General features: G+C 60.4%; 16 protein-coding genes and 1 pseudogene. 8 read left to right on the forward strand and 9 right to left on the reverse strand.

Annotated features, from left to right (window positions below; genetic code table 11):
• From RKP46_RS17255 to RKP46_RS17270, 4 genes and pseudogenes are all read left to right on the forward strand, one after another.
• Positions 1-154: pseudogene (locus tag RKP46_RS17255) on the forward strand (conjugal transfer protein TraL); the annotation flags it as partial.
• Complete coding sequence (locus RKP46_RS17260; RefSeq protein WP_291866450.1) at positions 154-591, forward strand: conjugal transfer protein TraM; 438 nt, start codon at positions 154-156, stop codon at positions 589-591. The pseudogene RKP46_RS17255 and the gene RKP46_RS17260, both read left to right, overlap by 1 nt.
• Before the next feature lie 113 nt (positions 592-704).
• Positions 705-917, forward strand: a complete 213-nt coding sequence (locus tag RKP46_RS17265) for a hypothetical protein (protein WP_291866470.1) — start codon at positions 705-707, stop codon at positions 915-917.
• Between the two features lie 340 nt (positions 918-1,257).
• Positions 1,258-1,509: a PilZ domain-containing protein gene (locus RKP46_RS17270; protein ID WP_291866452.1), complete on the forward strand. Its 252-nt coding sequence runs from the start codon at positions 1,258-1,260 to the stop codon at positions 1,507-1,509.
• 274 nt (positions 1,510-1,783) lie between these two features.
• Here the strand turns inward: RKP46_RS17270 and RKP46_RS17275 are convergent, their stop codons facing one another.
• The 3 genes from RKP46_RS17275 to RKP46_RS17285 form a co-directional block, all read right to left on the reverse strand.
• Entirely contained in the window at positions 1,784-2,671 is an 888-nt protein-coding gene (locus tag RKP46_RS17275) for an alpha/beta hydrolase (RefSeq protein WP_291866454.1), read from the reverse strand.
• Positions 2,672-2,792: 121 nt separating this feature from the next.
• On the reverse strand, positions 2,793-4,109 hold the full coding sequence (locus RKP46_RS17280) for an alpha/beta hydrolase (RefSeq protein ID WP_291866473.1): 1,317 nt from the start codon (positions 4,107-4,109) through the stop codon (positions 2,793-2,795).
• 5 nt (positions 4,110-4,114) lie between these two features.
• Positions 4,115-5,371 carry a hypothetical protein gene (locus RKP46_RS17285; RefSeq protein ID WP_311107770.1) on the reverse strand — a complete coding sequence of 419 codons (1,257 nt, stop codon included), beginning with the start codon at positions 5,369-5,371 and terminating at the stop codon, positions 4,115-4,117.
• A 304-nt stretch (positions 5,372-5,675) separates the two neighbouring features.
• Here RKP46_RS17285 and RKP46_RS17290 point away from each other — a divergent pair, with 304 nt between their 5' ends.
• Positions 5,676-5,903, forward strand: a complete 228-nt coding sequence (locus RKP46_RS17290) for a hypothetical protein (protein WP_311107771.1) — start codon at positions 5,676-5,678, stop codon at positions 5,901-5,903.
• A 7-nt stretch (positions 5,904-5,910) separates the two neighbouring features.
• On the opposite strand, the gene RKP46_RS17295 is transcribed toward RKP46_RS17290, so the two are convergent.
• The 6 genes from RKP46_RS17295 to kleE form a co-directional block, all read right to left on the reverse strand.
• A complete protein-coding gene (locus RKP46_RS17295; protein WP_291866464.1) occupies positions 5,911-6,255 on the reverse strand; it encodes a KfrB domain-containing protein in 345 nt (114 codons plus the stop codon).
• A 145-nt stretch (positions 6,256-6,400) separates the two neighbouring features.
• Positions 6,401-7,243: a DNA-binding protein gene (locus tag RKP46_RS17300; protein ID WP_291866467.1), complete on the reverse strand. Its 843-nt coding sequence runs from the start codon at positions 7,241-7,243 to the stop codon at positions 6,401-6,403.
• Positions 7,244-7,401: 158 nt separating this feature from the next.
• Complete coding sequence (locus RKP46_RS17305) at positions 7,402-8,442, reverse strand: ParB/RepB/Spo0J family partition protein (RefSeq protein ID WP_311107772.1); 1,041 nt, start codon at positions 8,440-8,442, stop codon at positions 7,402-7,404.
• Entirely contained in the window at positions 8,439-9,221 is a 783-nt protein-coding gene (locus RKP46_RS17310) for a ParA family protein (RefSeq protein ID WP_311107773.1), read from the reverse strand. The genes RKP46_RS17305 and RKP46_RS17310 overlap by 4 nt, the downstream gene beginning before the upstream one ends.
• A 4-nt stretch (positions 9,222-9,225) precedes the next feature.
• A complete protein-coding gene (locus tag RKP46_RS17315) occupies positions 9,226-9,531 on the reverse strand; it encodes a transcriptional regulator KorA (RefSeq protein WP_311107774.1) in 306 nt (101 codons plus the stop codon).
• Positions 9,532-9,745: 214 nt separating this feature from the next.
• On the reverse strand, positions 9,746-10,066 hold the full coding sequence (gene kleE, locus RKP46_RS17320; protein WP_311107775.1) for a KleE stable inheritance protein: 321 nt from the start codon (positions 10,064-10,066) through the stop codon (positions 9,746-9,748).
• A gap of 1,028 nt (positions 10,067-11,094) precedes the next feature.
• On the opposite strand from kleE, the gene RKP46_RS17325 reads away from it, so the two are divergent.
• From RKP46_RS17325 to trfA, 3 genes are all read left to right on the forward strand, one after another.
• Positions 11,095-11,802 carry a ParA family protein gene (locus RKP46_RS17325; RefSeq protein ID WP_311107776.1) on the forward strand — a complete coding sequence of 236 codons (708 nt, stop codon included), beginning with the start codon at positions 11,095-11,097 and terminating at the stop codon, positions 11,800-11,802.
• Entirely contained in the window at positions 11,799-12,773 is a 975-nt protein-coding gene (locus tag RKP46_RS17330) for a ParB/RepB/Spo0J family partition protein (RefSeq protein ID WP_311107777.1), read from the forward strand. The genes RKP46_RS17325 and RKP46_RS17330 overlap by 4 nt, the downstream gene beginning before the upstream one ends.
• An 880-nt stretch (positions 12,774-13,653) precedes the next feature.
• The coding region (trfA, locus tag RKP46_RS17335) for a plasmid replication initiator TrfA (RefSeq protein WP_311107778.1) at positions 13,654-14,417 on the forward strand (764 nt) is incomplete at its 3' end.

A 14,417-nucleotide genomic window follows, 5' to 3' on the forward strand; every position in this document is an offset into this window, starting at 1 on the left:
CACCTACGGCCGCGATCTGAGCGACATGCTGCAGGAACGCCTGACCTTCGACGAGGCCCTGGCGATGGACTCCCTGACGATCATGACGCGGCAGCGGCTCAAGATCGTCAAAGGGCAACTGTTCAGCCAACTGGATAGCGCGGCGGTGCTGTGATGGCCGACCCGATCGAAGAACTGATCAGGGAAATCGCGGCGAAGCACGGCATAGCCGTCAGCCGCGACGACCCGATCCTAATCCTGCAAACGATCAACACCCGCTTGCTGCAGGACAGCGCCAGGGCCCAGCAAGTCATGCTGGATCAGTACAAGGAAGAACTGGAAGCCCTGGCGCTGCGCTGGGGCAATGATGCCAGGGACAAGGCGGAGAGGATCCTGAATGCGTCGCTGGCTGCGAGCAAGGGAGCGATGGTGAAGGTCATGCAGGAGGGTGCGAGGGAAGCGGCGGCTTCGGTGCGGGGCGAAGTCCACGCGGCGCTGGGGCGGGTCGCCGGCGCGATGCGTGATGCTCGACGGATCGGGGCGTTGAATGTGGTGGCGTCGTGTATTACGTGCCTTGCGGCAGCGGTTGCGCTGTGGGTGACGATGCATTGAAGAGCGCCCGGCCCGCCGCAAACCGGCAAGGGCGTCGCGACCTTTGAGATAGTGATAATCGTCTATACTGCTGTACGAATTTCACTTGGAACCATCCCAAGCGGCAGGCCAACCTGAAGAAGCATGGGCTTGATTTCGCTGACGCGTCGCGGGTCTTCGCAGGGCATACCCTGACGCGCCCGGATACGCGCTTCTCCGACGGCGAAGCGCGGTTTTTCCACGGTGGGGTTGCCGGGAGTCGAGGTCGTGGTGATTGCTCACACCGAAACCGAAGACATGCGCGAGAATCCCGCATTCGAGATAGCGGCGGAACTCACGTTCGATAGGGGCTGGACCGGAAGCGCCATGGCGGCTGTCGCAGGAGAGTTCGAGCCAGGTGGCGAGGTGCGCCTGCACGGTGCGATAGAGCACGGTGCGTTCGGGCCGGCGACGGCGATAGCCGGCAGTGCGAGCAGAGGCACAGGCGGCAGACATGGGGATACGAGTCGGGCAACCGAGAGGCCACAACTGTACTCGCATACAGTTGTGGCCTCAATGACCTGGGCTCCCACGCCCCCCTGACCGGAGTGCCGGTCGTCGTCCTGGCCTACGACGCCGACATCGACAGCTTCTCCACCCGCCATCACCCGCGGCGCCGCCGCCTACCTCGTCAAGCCGGTCGCGGCGGTGGCCCACAAGATCTCCGGTTGGCTCCGCTCGACCGACCGCACCGAGAAGCGCCGGCGGCTGCGGCGACCTCTCCTCCTGCGGGTGGACGTGGAGGTCGCCGGCCGCGACGGCGTCGTGCCCGGCCAGATCGTGGACGTCAGCGGCAGCGGCTGCCGGGTCGAGCTCAAGCAGCCCCTCGAGAAGGGCAGCGCGGTCAGGCTCACGCTCTACGGCGTCGAGGGGTCGATCGACCTCTCGACGAGTGGCTGAAGAAGCTGCAGGCGGAGCTATTGCTGGAGGTGTCGAAACGTCTGTTACACGACGTCAAAGAGTTGCAGGATCGGCTGAATCAAAACCCGGACAACAGCTCGCGTCCGGCTCCTGCTGTGTTTCATTACTACGCATGGCGATTGCATTGTCGTGGACTGTTCCAGACCTCGATCTCCGTTTGAACATCAATTCGCCACCCACAGCGCGGGGGTGCGATTCCACCGCGCCACTCGACCTACGTTGGCCTGATCGAATTGTTGCGGAGCACAACCTATCAATCCTGGTCCTCGTCCTGGACGCTGCCGAGATCTGCATCCGCGGCCACCTCGTGAAGGATTCCACCAGGTTTCAATCTTCGGACCTTGATACCGTCAACTCCTTCAGGCTCCGCTATCCCATCGAAGTTCACGTCATGGCCGACCAGAGCCTGGGCGAAGAAGGAGCGCAGACTTGCTTGGTTATTTTGAGCGGCTGGCACGAAGTACCGGTGATTGACACCGAGCTGGCTCAATTCGACGTAGGTGGTGCGGTCGCTTGCGGCACCTGGCCCTCGCAGTTCCCGTCCGAGCATGTTCGGTCGAAAGAGGAAGCCGGCGAACAGAAGCACCTTGTCCTGCTGGTTGATCATGACGTAATTGCGCTGCGCGGTTCCGATCTTCTCGAGCCACATGTGGTGGCGTTTGGCTTTCACCGCGGCGGCATTCATCACGATGTTCCTGAACAACATGCCACGGCCGGAATCGAGCCGCCCCTCCTTTGCAAGCTCGGCCACGATCAGATTGCCCATGCTGTGTGCGATCAACGAGGGCTTGGCTTCGTCGCGGCCCGCGGCGGAGTCCTGGAACTCAGCCAATGCATCGAGAAACCGATCAAAATTGTCGGCGGACTCGAGCGGCCGCGTCTCGTCGTAGCCGCCGTCATCGGCGTCCCAAGTGAAACCTATCACTGACACGCCATAGGAACCCAAACCCCGGTAGATGTTGGTTTGCACGCTCTTTCGCGGTTCGCCGATGCCCTTCGCGCGGCCATGAAGATAGATCAGCACCGGCCTGCCGGACGCGAACGCCATAGCCAGCGCACCCTGAGACTGGGCTATCGGAAAGCGCTCGCCGCTCGGGACAAACAGCGGACGATTTGGGTCGAAATTCAGGTCATTGCTCATGCTCGTCTCCCTCATTCTAAGGCGGGTCTCAAATCAGGCGGCTTGATCACGAATACTCGCTCGTGCCCGCATTAGCCTGATGGAACATCGGCGGAGCACAGCTTGCGCTCAGCGTTGCGCGTCAAGGCGCGCAACTTCGAATCAGCTGGTGCGAGAGCCGTCCAATTTGCGCCGTGTAGATCACGCTGTGGGCGCCGCCGCTGGTACCGGGCTCGCTACCGATGATCACATCCGAGGCGTCGATCATCAGCACCCGACGCGCGTCGCAGGCTGGTGCGGCGGGGAGCCGTCCGTCGGCACCAACGACCGCATGGACGAATTGCTCGCGAAAGCCATCGGCCCGGGTGAGCTTGTAAACGTCGGCCGAGCCGACGAAGTAGCGCGCGTGGCCGGCGCGAGTCACTGCACTGTCCCACCGCGACGAGGTCAGCGCCACAAGGCCGGCCTGCCGCGCGTGATCGCGGTATGGTGCGCCCTCGACGCCATTTGGGGCATCACCGTCCTCCGCGGCCAGGAAACGCTGGAAGCTGTATGCGCCCTGCAGGCTGACAAGCAGGTCAACCACTGGAGTCTCGGGCGCACCGACCAGCGGCGCGCTGAACACAGCGCGCGAACTCAGACGGGCACCAAAGCTGTGGCCGATGACGACCAGGCGGAAACCGTGGCGAGCCTTCAGACGGCGAAGTTCGCGATTGATTAGCAGGTTCTCCCAGATCGCACCCACCTCGTCGGCGTCTTTGCCCTTGACGCCGTAGTCGCTGCCGGGGACCAGCGGAGATCCGGTAGACGGCCAGGTCAGCCCGATCACCAAAGGTCGGAAGTCCTTGTCGCCGGCCTCTCGCGCGGCGGAGGTCAGCTGGCCCGCCAAACGGCGGAAGTTGTCCAGCGCTTCGATCTGCTGGGTGTTCCAGCCCATCGTGTAGACAACGACATGACTGGCACGCCGCTGCGCGAGCCGGCCGTCGAGGTCGTCACCCAGGCGTCGAAGCGCCGCAAAACTCTGGGCAACAGCGGTATCGCCATCCAGCAACGCGGCACCGGGCAGGCAAGGGAGGGCGTCGTCGTGTCGGTTGACGAGGAAACACGGGGCATTGCCGCCGTCGAAGCGCGCGATGTGCGAGACGAATGTTGGCCGGTGCTGCTGGTAGTACTTCGCGCGCAAAGACTCGCGCAAAGTGGGTCTGGCGGCGAAGTACGGCGCGTCAATGCCCAGGCATGCACCGCCGTCGGTGCCGGGCGTGCATTCCGCAATCTCGCCGACGCGACTGCGGTTGTCCTTCTCGATGCCGATGACGTAGGCGTCGAAGGGCAGCAGCAGTTTCGTCCGCAGCTCCGGCGGCTGGCGCTCGAACCGCGCCAGCTCGTGGAATGCCGGGTCGGGCGTACTGACACAGCCGGCCAGTGAGAGCAGGACGGCGGCTAGCGGGCTGCGGGACATGCGGATCACGGTTGGACTCCGGCAGGCTTTGCTTTGTCGCGCTGCGTCACGTAGAGGCGGCAGGCCAACTGCGCCATGTTGTGCTGGTGAAAGGTGTTGCCGTGCGCATAGTTCACGCTCTCGCAAAGTATCCAGGGCCCACCCTCGTCGCCCCACAGCGGGCCTGAGTGGCAGGGCGCCACCAACGAGATGATTTCTCCCTTCTCGTACAGCAGGTGCATCGCGGCCATTTTATCTCGCGGGTCGAAGTCGACGAAGCGGCGGCCGCCTTCCGTAACCTTGGCACGACCCTCGAACGGAATCAGTGAGGCTCCGTTGATCGGTGACGGGTCGAACGCAACCACACGCGTGATACGCGGCGTGCGCAGGTAGATGTACTGCGCGAGCCCGCCGCCGAGCGAATGGCCGACCGCTGTGAATCGCAGCGCGGTTGGCTTGTCGCGGCCGAGCAGCGAATCGGCGAGTGCGTGCAGACGCAGGACTTGGTCGATGATCGCATCGGTCGCGATGGCGGCCTGGCGGTACTGGTCCCAGACAAAGGGTATCATCGCGGTCAGCCCGCGCAGGTTGGAGACCCAGCCGCCGCCGCCGACGGTGCCGCGATAGACGATGGCGTATTCCATCTCGAGCGGCTTGTCCTGTGACGAGCGTTCGCGCCGCCACACGTCGATGGCCAGCTCGGGAACGAAGAGCCGCCAGCCGCGCGCGGCGGTCTGCTTATGCAGCTCGTGCACGCGCGACCAGCCCTGCTCATCGGCCACCTTCTTCACGGGCACCCGCGGCTCGTGGTCAGGGCTGTATTTGCAGTCCTCCTGTCCGGCGGGTTCGTTGTCGGTGGAACGATTGGGTTCGGCCAGGGCGGTGGCGGTGGCCTCTTCCGTTGCGCGCCTGGCATCGTCTTGGTCCATGCAACTCTGTGGCTGGTTCGGGTCCTGCGCGTCCACGCCTAGCTGCTTACGTTCGTCCAGGCAGCGCGACTCTAGCCCCTCACGGAACAGGCTGGCCGCTTCGGGGAAGCGCATGTTGCGATAACGCGTCTTCTGGGTGTCATTGCCATGCTTGAGGACCTGTTCGCGCAGCCACGGCGAGGCGAGTGCAACCGCCGTGTTCACGTCGGTCTCGCCGCGCGTCTGGTAGACCTCGGCAGCGAGTGCTGCATAGGGCCAGTAGAACTCCGCGGCGGCCACCTGATCTGTGACGTGGTGATCCTGCCGCGCGAGCAGGCCACAGCTGGCCAACAGTACGCACGCTAGCGCGGCCATTGGCGCGCGCCACCAGCGCGAGGGGCTTCCGGGCGGTAGGAGGCTGGGTTCGATCATCTGAAGGAGCTTGGTTTGCGGGTCATGCGCGGATCGAAAGGGGGGCGCGTCGCGGGCCGATCCAACTAATTATCTTCTGGCGAGGCGGGCCAGGCTACCTTGAGGAACCTCGTCACAATGCTACTCCTACAGCATTACCACGGCAATTGCTAGCCTTGTCCAACGTGGTATGAGCCTGAACGAGGGGCGTCTTTCCACCCAGGAATGAGCCTGAGCGAAAGAAATTGCGGGTGAAATGAGGTGTGGGTTGATCATCGCAAGGATGGTGATCAACATGAACGAAGCACGGCTGACCACGATCGAGCAGATCGAGCAGTTTCTCAGCGCCAGCGGCTCAATAGAGTTCTCGGCGGCAGACGACAACGGCGAGCGGTATGGGCACATCAGTCGCGTCCTCGCACGTTTTGACTACCCCGGTCGCAACAAGCGCGAGCGCGGCGTGCTGCTGATTTGGCATCCGACGTTTAGCGGCTAGAGTCAGCTCATCGGGAGACGCCACGGCTCAACGCATGCGACGCGGCCGAAGCAATCGCTTTGCCTTGGTCATAGGTAATACTGAAATGACTACCGATTGCCGGGGCTTTAACGAAATCCACCCGATCATGCTTGACGACATTCTTGCCCACCTGCTGAAAAACACTGTCTCTGTCGACGTGCAGGATCACGCCATCATGGATCTTGGTCTTGTCGGCCTGGCTGGCTAGATACAGGTTGTAGATGCCGGGCTTCACGGGTCCGGCTTTCTCCACCTTGTCGTTCTGCCAGCGGCCTTCCTGCTCGTGTTGAACGATCTTCTGGCCGTTCATCACAAGGAGGCGTTGTTTCATGCGTTGCTCCCGTCCAAGAGTACCGTCATATCCAGTTCCGATATCACAGCAGCGTATTCAAGGAAGTCCATTGCGTTGTCGCGTGGGGTAGAAAGGCAGCGAAGTTTATAGCAAGGCCTTTCGGTTGATCAGTCTTTTTCGGACATCACTCCCCTGCCCCGCCCGGCTTCTTGCCGGTCTTGATCGCTTCCAGCAAGCCGCGCTGCTGCTCCTTCAACGCGTCGACCTGACCACGCCAGTGGGCGGTTTCCTCGCGGGCCTTAGCAGCTTCCTTGCGGGCCTCGTCACGCTCGGCCTGCATCGCGGTAAGGCGTTCGGCGGCGCGGAGAGCCTCCTGGGCGACGGTCTTGCGTTGCTCTTGCTGCGCCTGTCGGACGTCAGCCAATTCCGTTCGTGTCTGGACAGCATCCTGATGCGCGAGGTCAAGTTCGGCCCGCAAGTCGTCGGCGCGGCGTTCGATCTCGACGGCACGCTGCTCGGCAATAGCCGCTCGGTTCTCGGCGACCAGCGTGGCTTTCCACGCTTCCTCAAGCTGTTGCGCGAGTTCAGCGCTTCGCTGCTGCTCGGCCTGGTACTTGGCGGTCAGCTCATCGATTCGGCGGTTGGCGGCATCCAGCTCGGCTGCCTGGGCGTCGTAGGCGTCGCCAAGTTGCTTGTTGATGGTTTCGGCCTCGGCGCGTTCGGCCTCCCAGCCAGCTTGCGCGGCGCGCAGTGACTCGTTTGCGGTGTTCTGAGCGGACTGCCACAAGGCGGCCAGCGCCTGACTATGGAGTTGGTGGACGGCTTCCGGGACGGTGATGGCTACCGGCGCCGCCTGAGCGGTCTGCGCACGTCGCCATTCCTTCATGGTGGCGGCGGCATCGTTCATGTTTACTTTGGCCAGCTTGCGAACGGAGTCCACCGTCGGAAAAGAGGTGCGACCCGTCTGCTCATAGAGCGCATCGGCTGCGGTAAGAATGCGATCGCGGATGTCCTTGTTCAATTCCATGTTCGCTGTTCCTACGGCAAAAGGTAAGAAGAAGAATAGTAGTATGGTTATTATGTGTCAATCGTTATCACGGCACGAGGGCTACCTGCCGGCGCCATCTGAAAAAAACCCGCACAAGGCGGGCTCCTGGGGTGGCGCTGGCGATGCTGGCCGGCCCGTTATCCTTCCAGAAGAGCCACAAGCTGTACCTGAGCGAGATCGGCAGCAAGCTCGTGACCGTCATCCTCGTACTTCAACCAGGCGTGGCCCTCGACCGGTGGCCGGCGATTAAGAATCAGGCGAGCCGGACGGCCGTCATGCTGCACATGCACGATGGCTCGTCTCAACCTGTTCGGGTCGGCTTCCTGCGGGTCCCTCCTGGAGTGAGTAGCGTGGTCGCCCTCCCCTGCCGCTGGGCGGGCGCTTGCGGTACTTTCGAGCGTGTCGGAATTGCGCTCGTCGTCCTCGTGCTGGCGCTTGTCGTCGAGGTACTCGCGCAGCAGCTTGACCGATCCGCGCGTGATCTCCTGGGTATCATCGGCCAACCAGAGACCGACTTCGTTGCGCGCTTTCTTGTGTGCGGTGACGAGCTCGTTGATCACGGTCACGTCACGGCAGCGGCCGGAGTTGAAGGCTTCTGCAATTGGATCGGGGAGGTCCAGCAAGGTAACGTGCTGCGATACGAAAGCCGGGGATTTGCCTAGCTCCTTGGCAATGTCACCCTTCTTCTTTCCCTTCGCCAGTTCGCGGCCGATGAAGTCGGCGATCTCGCGCGGGGTCAGTTCGTTGCGCTGCAGATTCTCGATGACCTGGTCGGCCTCGTTGTAGTCGTTGTCGACGAAGGCCGGGATGGTTGTCTTGTGGGCGAGGCGGGATGCACGGACGCGGCGGGCGCCGTGGTTGATGAGGTAGCGGCCGGCGGCATCCGGGTTGTCACGCACCGAAATGGGGGTCTTGACGCCACGTAAGCGGATGGTTCGAGCCAGCTCTTCCAGGCTTTCCGGCAAGAAGCCTGGGTTGTCCTTCGTTCGGGGTTGATGCGGATCTTCGTCAATCAGCTCCAGGGACAGTTCCAGCGGCCGGAAGCTTCGCGCGACGGTCTCTGGCTGGTTGAGAAGGTCGGAGAGATCGCCGATGTTCTCCAGGTCCAGACCGGACGCCGGTGGCCCCGCCTCGGGCTTCTTCTTGGCGGTGGTGGCGGGATGCGTGGCGGCGGTCATTGTGTTATCTCCATCTTCTCGAAAACATGGGCGGCCAGTGCGCGGATTTCCTGCGTGGCCTTGCGGGCGGCGGTCTTCCTGATCTTCCACACCGGCACGCGGGACGCCAGCGCGTCGGCAATGCTGCTGCGAAGGCCGACCCCGGTCGGGATCATCAGTTGGGGGTAGGCACGTTCGAGCTCTTCCAGGTGCCGAGCGTGGCGCGGGTTGCGGGCATCGACCTTGCTGGGCACCATGCCAAGAAACTTGAGCTTGGGATTGGCTTTGCGAAGATGGGCAATGGTCGTGACCATCTGTTTGATGCCCTGGATGCTGTAGGCCTCAAGTTCGATCGGCGAGAGAACGTAGTCGGCCGCGAGCAGAGCGGCGGCCATCGTAACGCCAAGGGAAGGAGCGGTGTCAATCAGGCAGACGTCGAAGCCCTGCCCTTCTAGGGTCTTGATGGCCTCCCGGAACTTCGACCCGGCATCGGCCAGGGACATCTTCTTCTCCAGGTTTGCGAGGCCGATGTCGGACCCGATCAGGGTCATGCGCTGGGTATTGGGATCGGTGAAGTCGGTTGCGATCTGCGGCCACGCGTTGGAAGGTACGCCGCCAAACAGTTCGCTTGCGACAAGGCCGGATCGGAAGGACTGCAGCGTGTATGAGGCGTTGGCCTGGGTGTCGAGGTCGATGACGACCACCTTCAGACCTCGCTCCAGGAAGTCAAACGCGAGGTGAACGAGGATCGAAGTCTTGCCAACCCCGCCCTTCTGGTTCGCGACAACCAGAGTTTTCATTCTTTCATTTCTTGTGTTGCCGCTTTTTCGTGGCGTCCTCAGCCCACTTCTTGACGATGAATGCCCGGTGTTCCGGCAGGATTGCTGAGACCCGCACGTAGCCCTCCGGGAGATTCAGTTCTTCGTGTGCCGCCCAGACCCGATTGACCGCCTGCGAAATCGCGCCGCGGGACAGGCCGAGCACCGTGGCAAACTCCTTTTGCGGCTTACCGTGGATCAGGACACCACGCGCGATCTCCAGAGTTTGCGCTCCTACATCCAGTCGTTTGATGGCTTCCTGGAATTGGGGTTCGGTTAGCCGTTTCTTCATGGAACGTATGCGCCCACTTCGTAGTCCGCGCCCATATCGCAAAGATGCGCCCACAGTCGCCAGGTAGCAATAGTAGTTCAGCTAAACGTCATGAGCAAGCAAGCGCTTTAGCGGCTAAAGGCCTCTTCCGGTTGCGTTGCGCAAAACGGGGTCGTTGGAGGCGGCTGGGAGAGTCCTAGCCACGGGGCTATTGGTGCGCGAGAGGTCGAGGTGGCTAAATCCCTCTTGGCTTGTATAGCGACACGAAACAGGTGAGTAGAACCAACACGGAGAAGTGAAGGAAGAACGTCCAGATGGCGTACACGCCTGGCGTGCTCCAGTGGTAAAGCATGCGGAAGAACTGGAACAACACGTCGAAAGACAAGACCCACTTCATCACTGGCCACACCAGCACGGTGGCAACCCAAACGACTTTGACGAGGTTGGAGAGAATGCCCCCTCCTCCGGCGCCATCTATCGGTCTGGCTTGGAGCTTCAGCGGAGCTAGGTCGTCAGCGGGAGAATCGCTCCTGGGAAACTGAATGATGTTCGTCATCTTTTCCTCCTCATTTTCGTTGCAGCTTCGATCTTGTCCGAAAGCTTATCTTGGCCCAACGCGAGCACTTCAGTCCGCTGTGCTGCCGCCTATCCGCCTTCCAGCTCTGCGACTGTCCTACCGCTAGAGGCTAGTTGGCCGGTGGCGCCTTGAGTTTTTGGGAAGGTTCGCCGGTAAAACCGGGTTCCGATGTGATCGTACCTTAGCGCGAGATTGTTCGATATAGTTTAGATAAATTTGGAATTGTTTTGGGACAAAATGTGCTTGGTTTCCGTTCCTGGCGTAAGAGATATTTGAATAGTTTTGGAGGTTATGTCATGCGGCATGAGTTTGGTCAGTGGCTAGAGATTGGGCGTAGCGAAGGCCGAGCGCGTCGTGGAATAGGACTGAGAGCGTTTGCGTTGAGTGATCAGCGCAAACTCGTGAGGCCGCCGGGTAGGCAGAAGTAGCTGTTTCGATGATCCTCTGCATTTACCAGCGGGCGGGATGTGTTATCCCCAGTTTCGGTGGACAAAGGTCGCCAAGGTTAGGAGATTCGGTGTTGGGACAAGGGGTTGGGGTGCTGCTGCTTTTGGAAGCGGCTGGGTTGTGTTATCTGCGGAGTGAAAGGAGGATGGGTGCTAAGGAGCGGCGCGCTCGCGCAACGCTGTTCGGGGTCCGTAGGCTGGGGGCAAGAAGCGGTAGGCTTTAGCGAAAAACGGAATCCGGGAGGTGGCATTTGCACGCGTGCAAGCAATCACTGACGTAGCGGGATCACGGATGTTTAGAAAAGTTCGATGAAGACCCTAAGTGTATTATGCTTTTTACTAATAGTGCGTCCGTAACTTTCTACGATACGTTAAACTACAGTTTGTTGTGAGGTGACAATTTCTGGGAGATTCCAACGCGCCCGGTAGATCTTGAGCCCGACGGAGAGATCGCTGGGATGATGGTGTAGGAGCGTAACGAGGGGACGTCTTGGTGCGATGGCGTTCGGCTCGTGGTGTTGTCGGTTTAACTTGCACGCGTGCAAATGCGGGAGGCTGTGGATGGCAAAGATTCTTACGGTGTTCAATCAGAAGGGTGGTTGCGGCAAGACAATGACTGCGATGCAGCTTGCTGGCACGTGCGCCATGCGGGGGTATTCGACGCTGGTGGTTGACATGGATTCCCAGGGAACGGCATTGGTGTGGTCGACCGTTAAGCCCGATCCGCAACTGAGGCTCAAGGCGACGGGGTTTCCGGCAAAGGTGGAATCGTTCGCTCCGCTTGGGCGTGGAATGGTTCGCCCAGTGGCTGACTTGGCCCCCCTCTACGATCTCATCATCATTGACACGCCCCCAGCCGTGGCTTCGGAGGCACCATGGGCCGCTCTGCAGATTTCCGATTTGGCGCTGATCCCGTTCGTTCCAACGGCAGCGGACATGTGGGCGAAAGAGGCCCGTGTGCTTGCCAGGAAGGCTATGGAGCAGAACCCGGATATCCGCGGAGTCCATCATTTACCGTCGATGGTCCGGCGGGGAAACACGATAGCTGGAGTGCTCGAACAGTTTCGAAGTGACCCGGAGGTCGCCCTGCTCAGTTCGACCGTCAGCCTTCTCAATGCCTACCTGGATTCGCAGATGCTTGGTTTGTGTGTGGGACAGTTGTCGAGTTCGTCGACCGCGGCGAAGGAAATGTCGGCGCTTTCTGACGAGATCCTCGGCCTGCTCGGCTTATCGAAGTCGGTGGAAGGGAAACGAAAGGGTAAGCGATGAGGAAAATTGATATGGCTGGGCAGGCGCGCAAGGCTGCAGAGGCTGGTGACCGGTTCTCCCGGGCGGAAGCTGTTCTGGATCAGCGGCCCACGGCGTTCCACCAGCCGTCGCGGGACCCCGCGGTGGTCGTGTCGTCGGAAGTCGCGGTGGCAGGGGACAAGAGAAGCGGGCGTTTCGAACGTATCCCGGTTGATCTGATCGACGCCAACCCGTACAACGCCCGGAGGATCTATCGACCGCAGCGAATAGGCGAGCTGTCGGAAAGCATCGTTGCCAATGGCCAGATGCAGCCTGGAATAGCTACGATGCGGGATGGTGGAAGATACGTGCTGGTGGCCGGTCACTATCGCCTGGCCGCGATTCGGCAAGCCGGCCTGCCAACGATGGATGTGATGGTGCACGATGGCCTCTCCGATCGGGATCTCTTTGAATACAGCTATCGGGAGAACTCGGAGCGTGATAGCCAGTCGGCCCTCGATGATGCGATGGCCTGGCGAGAGATGCTGGACCGGAACGTGTATCCGAATGAAACTGCCCTCGCCGGTGTTGTCAGAAAATCCCTGGCAAACGTAAACCGGACGCTCTCGATTCTGAAGCTGTCAGGGCCCGTCCTCGATTTGGTCGGACAGAATCCGGAGACATTCCCTATGTCATGTCTGTCGGAATTGGTTCTGCTTGAAGCAGTTGCTGGGACGAAAACAGCCCTTGTTTTTGCGGAAAAGGTTGGACAGGGCGAGATCGGACGAAAGGAAATCATCGAAGCCAGGATGAGAATAGAAACTCCGAAAAGCAGGAAGAGGAAAGAAATTTCTCGACAATACAAAATTCACGTTTCGGACGGAACACAGATTGGGGCGTTGAAAGAGTGGGATTCTGGACGGGTGTCGCTGGACGTCGTGGTGTCGTCCGTTGCTGATCGCGTTGCACTGATCAACGAGCTGAAAAAGCGATTCTCGATTGGTGACGCTTGAGGAAGTTTCCTGACGAGGATTGGTCTTGCCGTTGCGGTTGCTTTGCGTGGGAAAGCTCGTCTTATCGGTGATAGCGCTTTGGGTTGTGGTGGTTTTGAAAAACGCTTCGTTCGTCTATCGCGCGTGATCGGCCTAAGGCGGTAGGGTTTCGAAGGATTCCTCTGAAGACGCTTTTTTGAACGTGTTGCTTGCTGCTGAGGTTCACTGTAAGGATGAAGGTTTGTGTTGTGTGCTTTTTGGAACTGATGGCGTGGTCTTCGAAGACTGAAGCACTGGTTGCCTGTCGTTCGGCGACCGAGGCTTGGTTGGCAGGCGTTGAACGGGGAAACGTCGTGTTTTGGGTGACAGTTGGTGCTGTATTAAAGACGATTAAAGAAGATTAGCTGGCTGTGGAAAAGACGCTCTATCGCAGTACTGGCATGGGTTTCAGCGGGGTTGGCGTTCACCGTTCGGACGAGGTTTGTTCACTGTTGCGACGACGTTTGTTCACCGTTGCGACGACGTTTGTTCACCCATAGGTTGAGCTTTGACACTCAAAAGACGAGCTTCGGTTCACTCATCGGACGACGTAGCCTAGGCTCTTCCGTCCTGGTGTAAGCGCGAGATAGTGGGTTGGAAGGGTTTTGGCTGTGGTCTCCGCTTGTGCGGGCGGGACATGGCGGCCGGTGGAGCAGGGCGGCGGTATCACCGTTGGAACGTCGTTTGGCAGGGAGACACCGCTAACGAGTGAGAGCAGGGGAGGGCGTTGCGGTGTGTTCACTCATACGCCGACGTTTGCCACTCATAAGACGACGTTTGGCGCTTGCAAGACAGTTAAACTTCGAAAAGTTTTTCGATGAGGAGGACGGTATGGCGCTCCGCAAAATCCAGGGCCTCTCCCGTGGTTGATGAAACCGTGGAAGATGGCATGTCGCCCGTACCCGAAGTGATCAAGGTCGCCGAGAGGCTGAGGGAAAGCGCCAGGGTAAAGAACGCCGGCCGGGATGTGTCTTCCGTTTTCCAGGAGGTGGTCCAGCTTCCGCTTTGGGAGGAGCGCGTTCGCGGGCTGCCGAATTCGTTTGCCCGCTCCGCGCTCTTTACGTCGGCCAATCGGAGTGTCGAGCGCGAGAATTTCAAGCGCCGCAAGATCGCGACCCTTCGCGGGGCCGAGATTTTCTACACCGGCGAAGAGTTACGCCAGGACGACGGCGATGTGTTCCTGCAGATCGTCCATCTCGCGCGCCAGCAGCCGTTGGGGGATGTCGTCGAGTTCTCGGGCTACGCCCTGCTCAAAGATCTTGAATGGACAACGTCAAAAGGCTCGTACGAACGTCTTCGAGACAGCATCAACCGACTTTCCTCTACAACCGTACTTGTCAAGACCGATGGTTCAGCAGGCCATCCGGAGAAGGGATTCGGCGGATCGCTCGTGCGCAAGTTCGAATGGAATGCCGATGCGGAACGGGGTACGTCGCAGTGCTGGCGCATTTGGCTGGAACCTGAGATCGTCGTCCTCTTCGGCCGTGATACCTATACCAGGATCGACTGGGCTCAGCGTCTGCAGTTGCCACCGCTTGCCAAGTGGCTGCACCAGTTCTACTTCACGCATGAGAAGCCGATCGGATATAAGGTCGAGACGATCAGGACGCTGTGCGGGTCTCGCAT

The organism is Accumulibacter sp., from assembly GCF_031732815.1.
Lineage (GTDB): Bacteria > Pseudomonadota > Gammaproteobacteria > Burkholderiales > Rhodocyclaceae > Accumulibacter.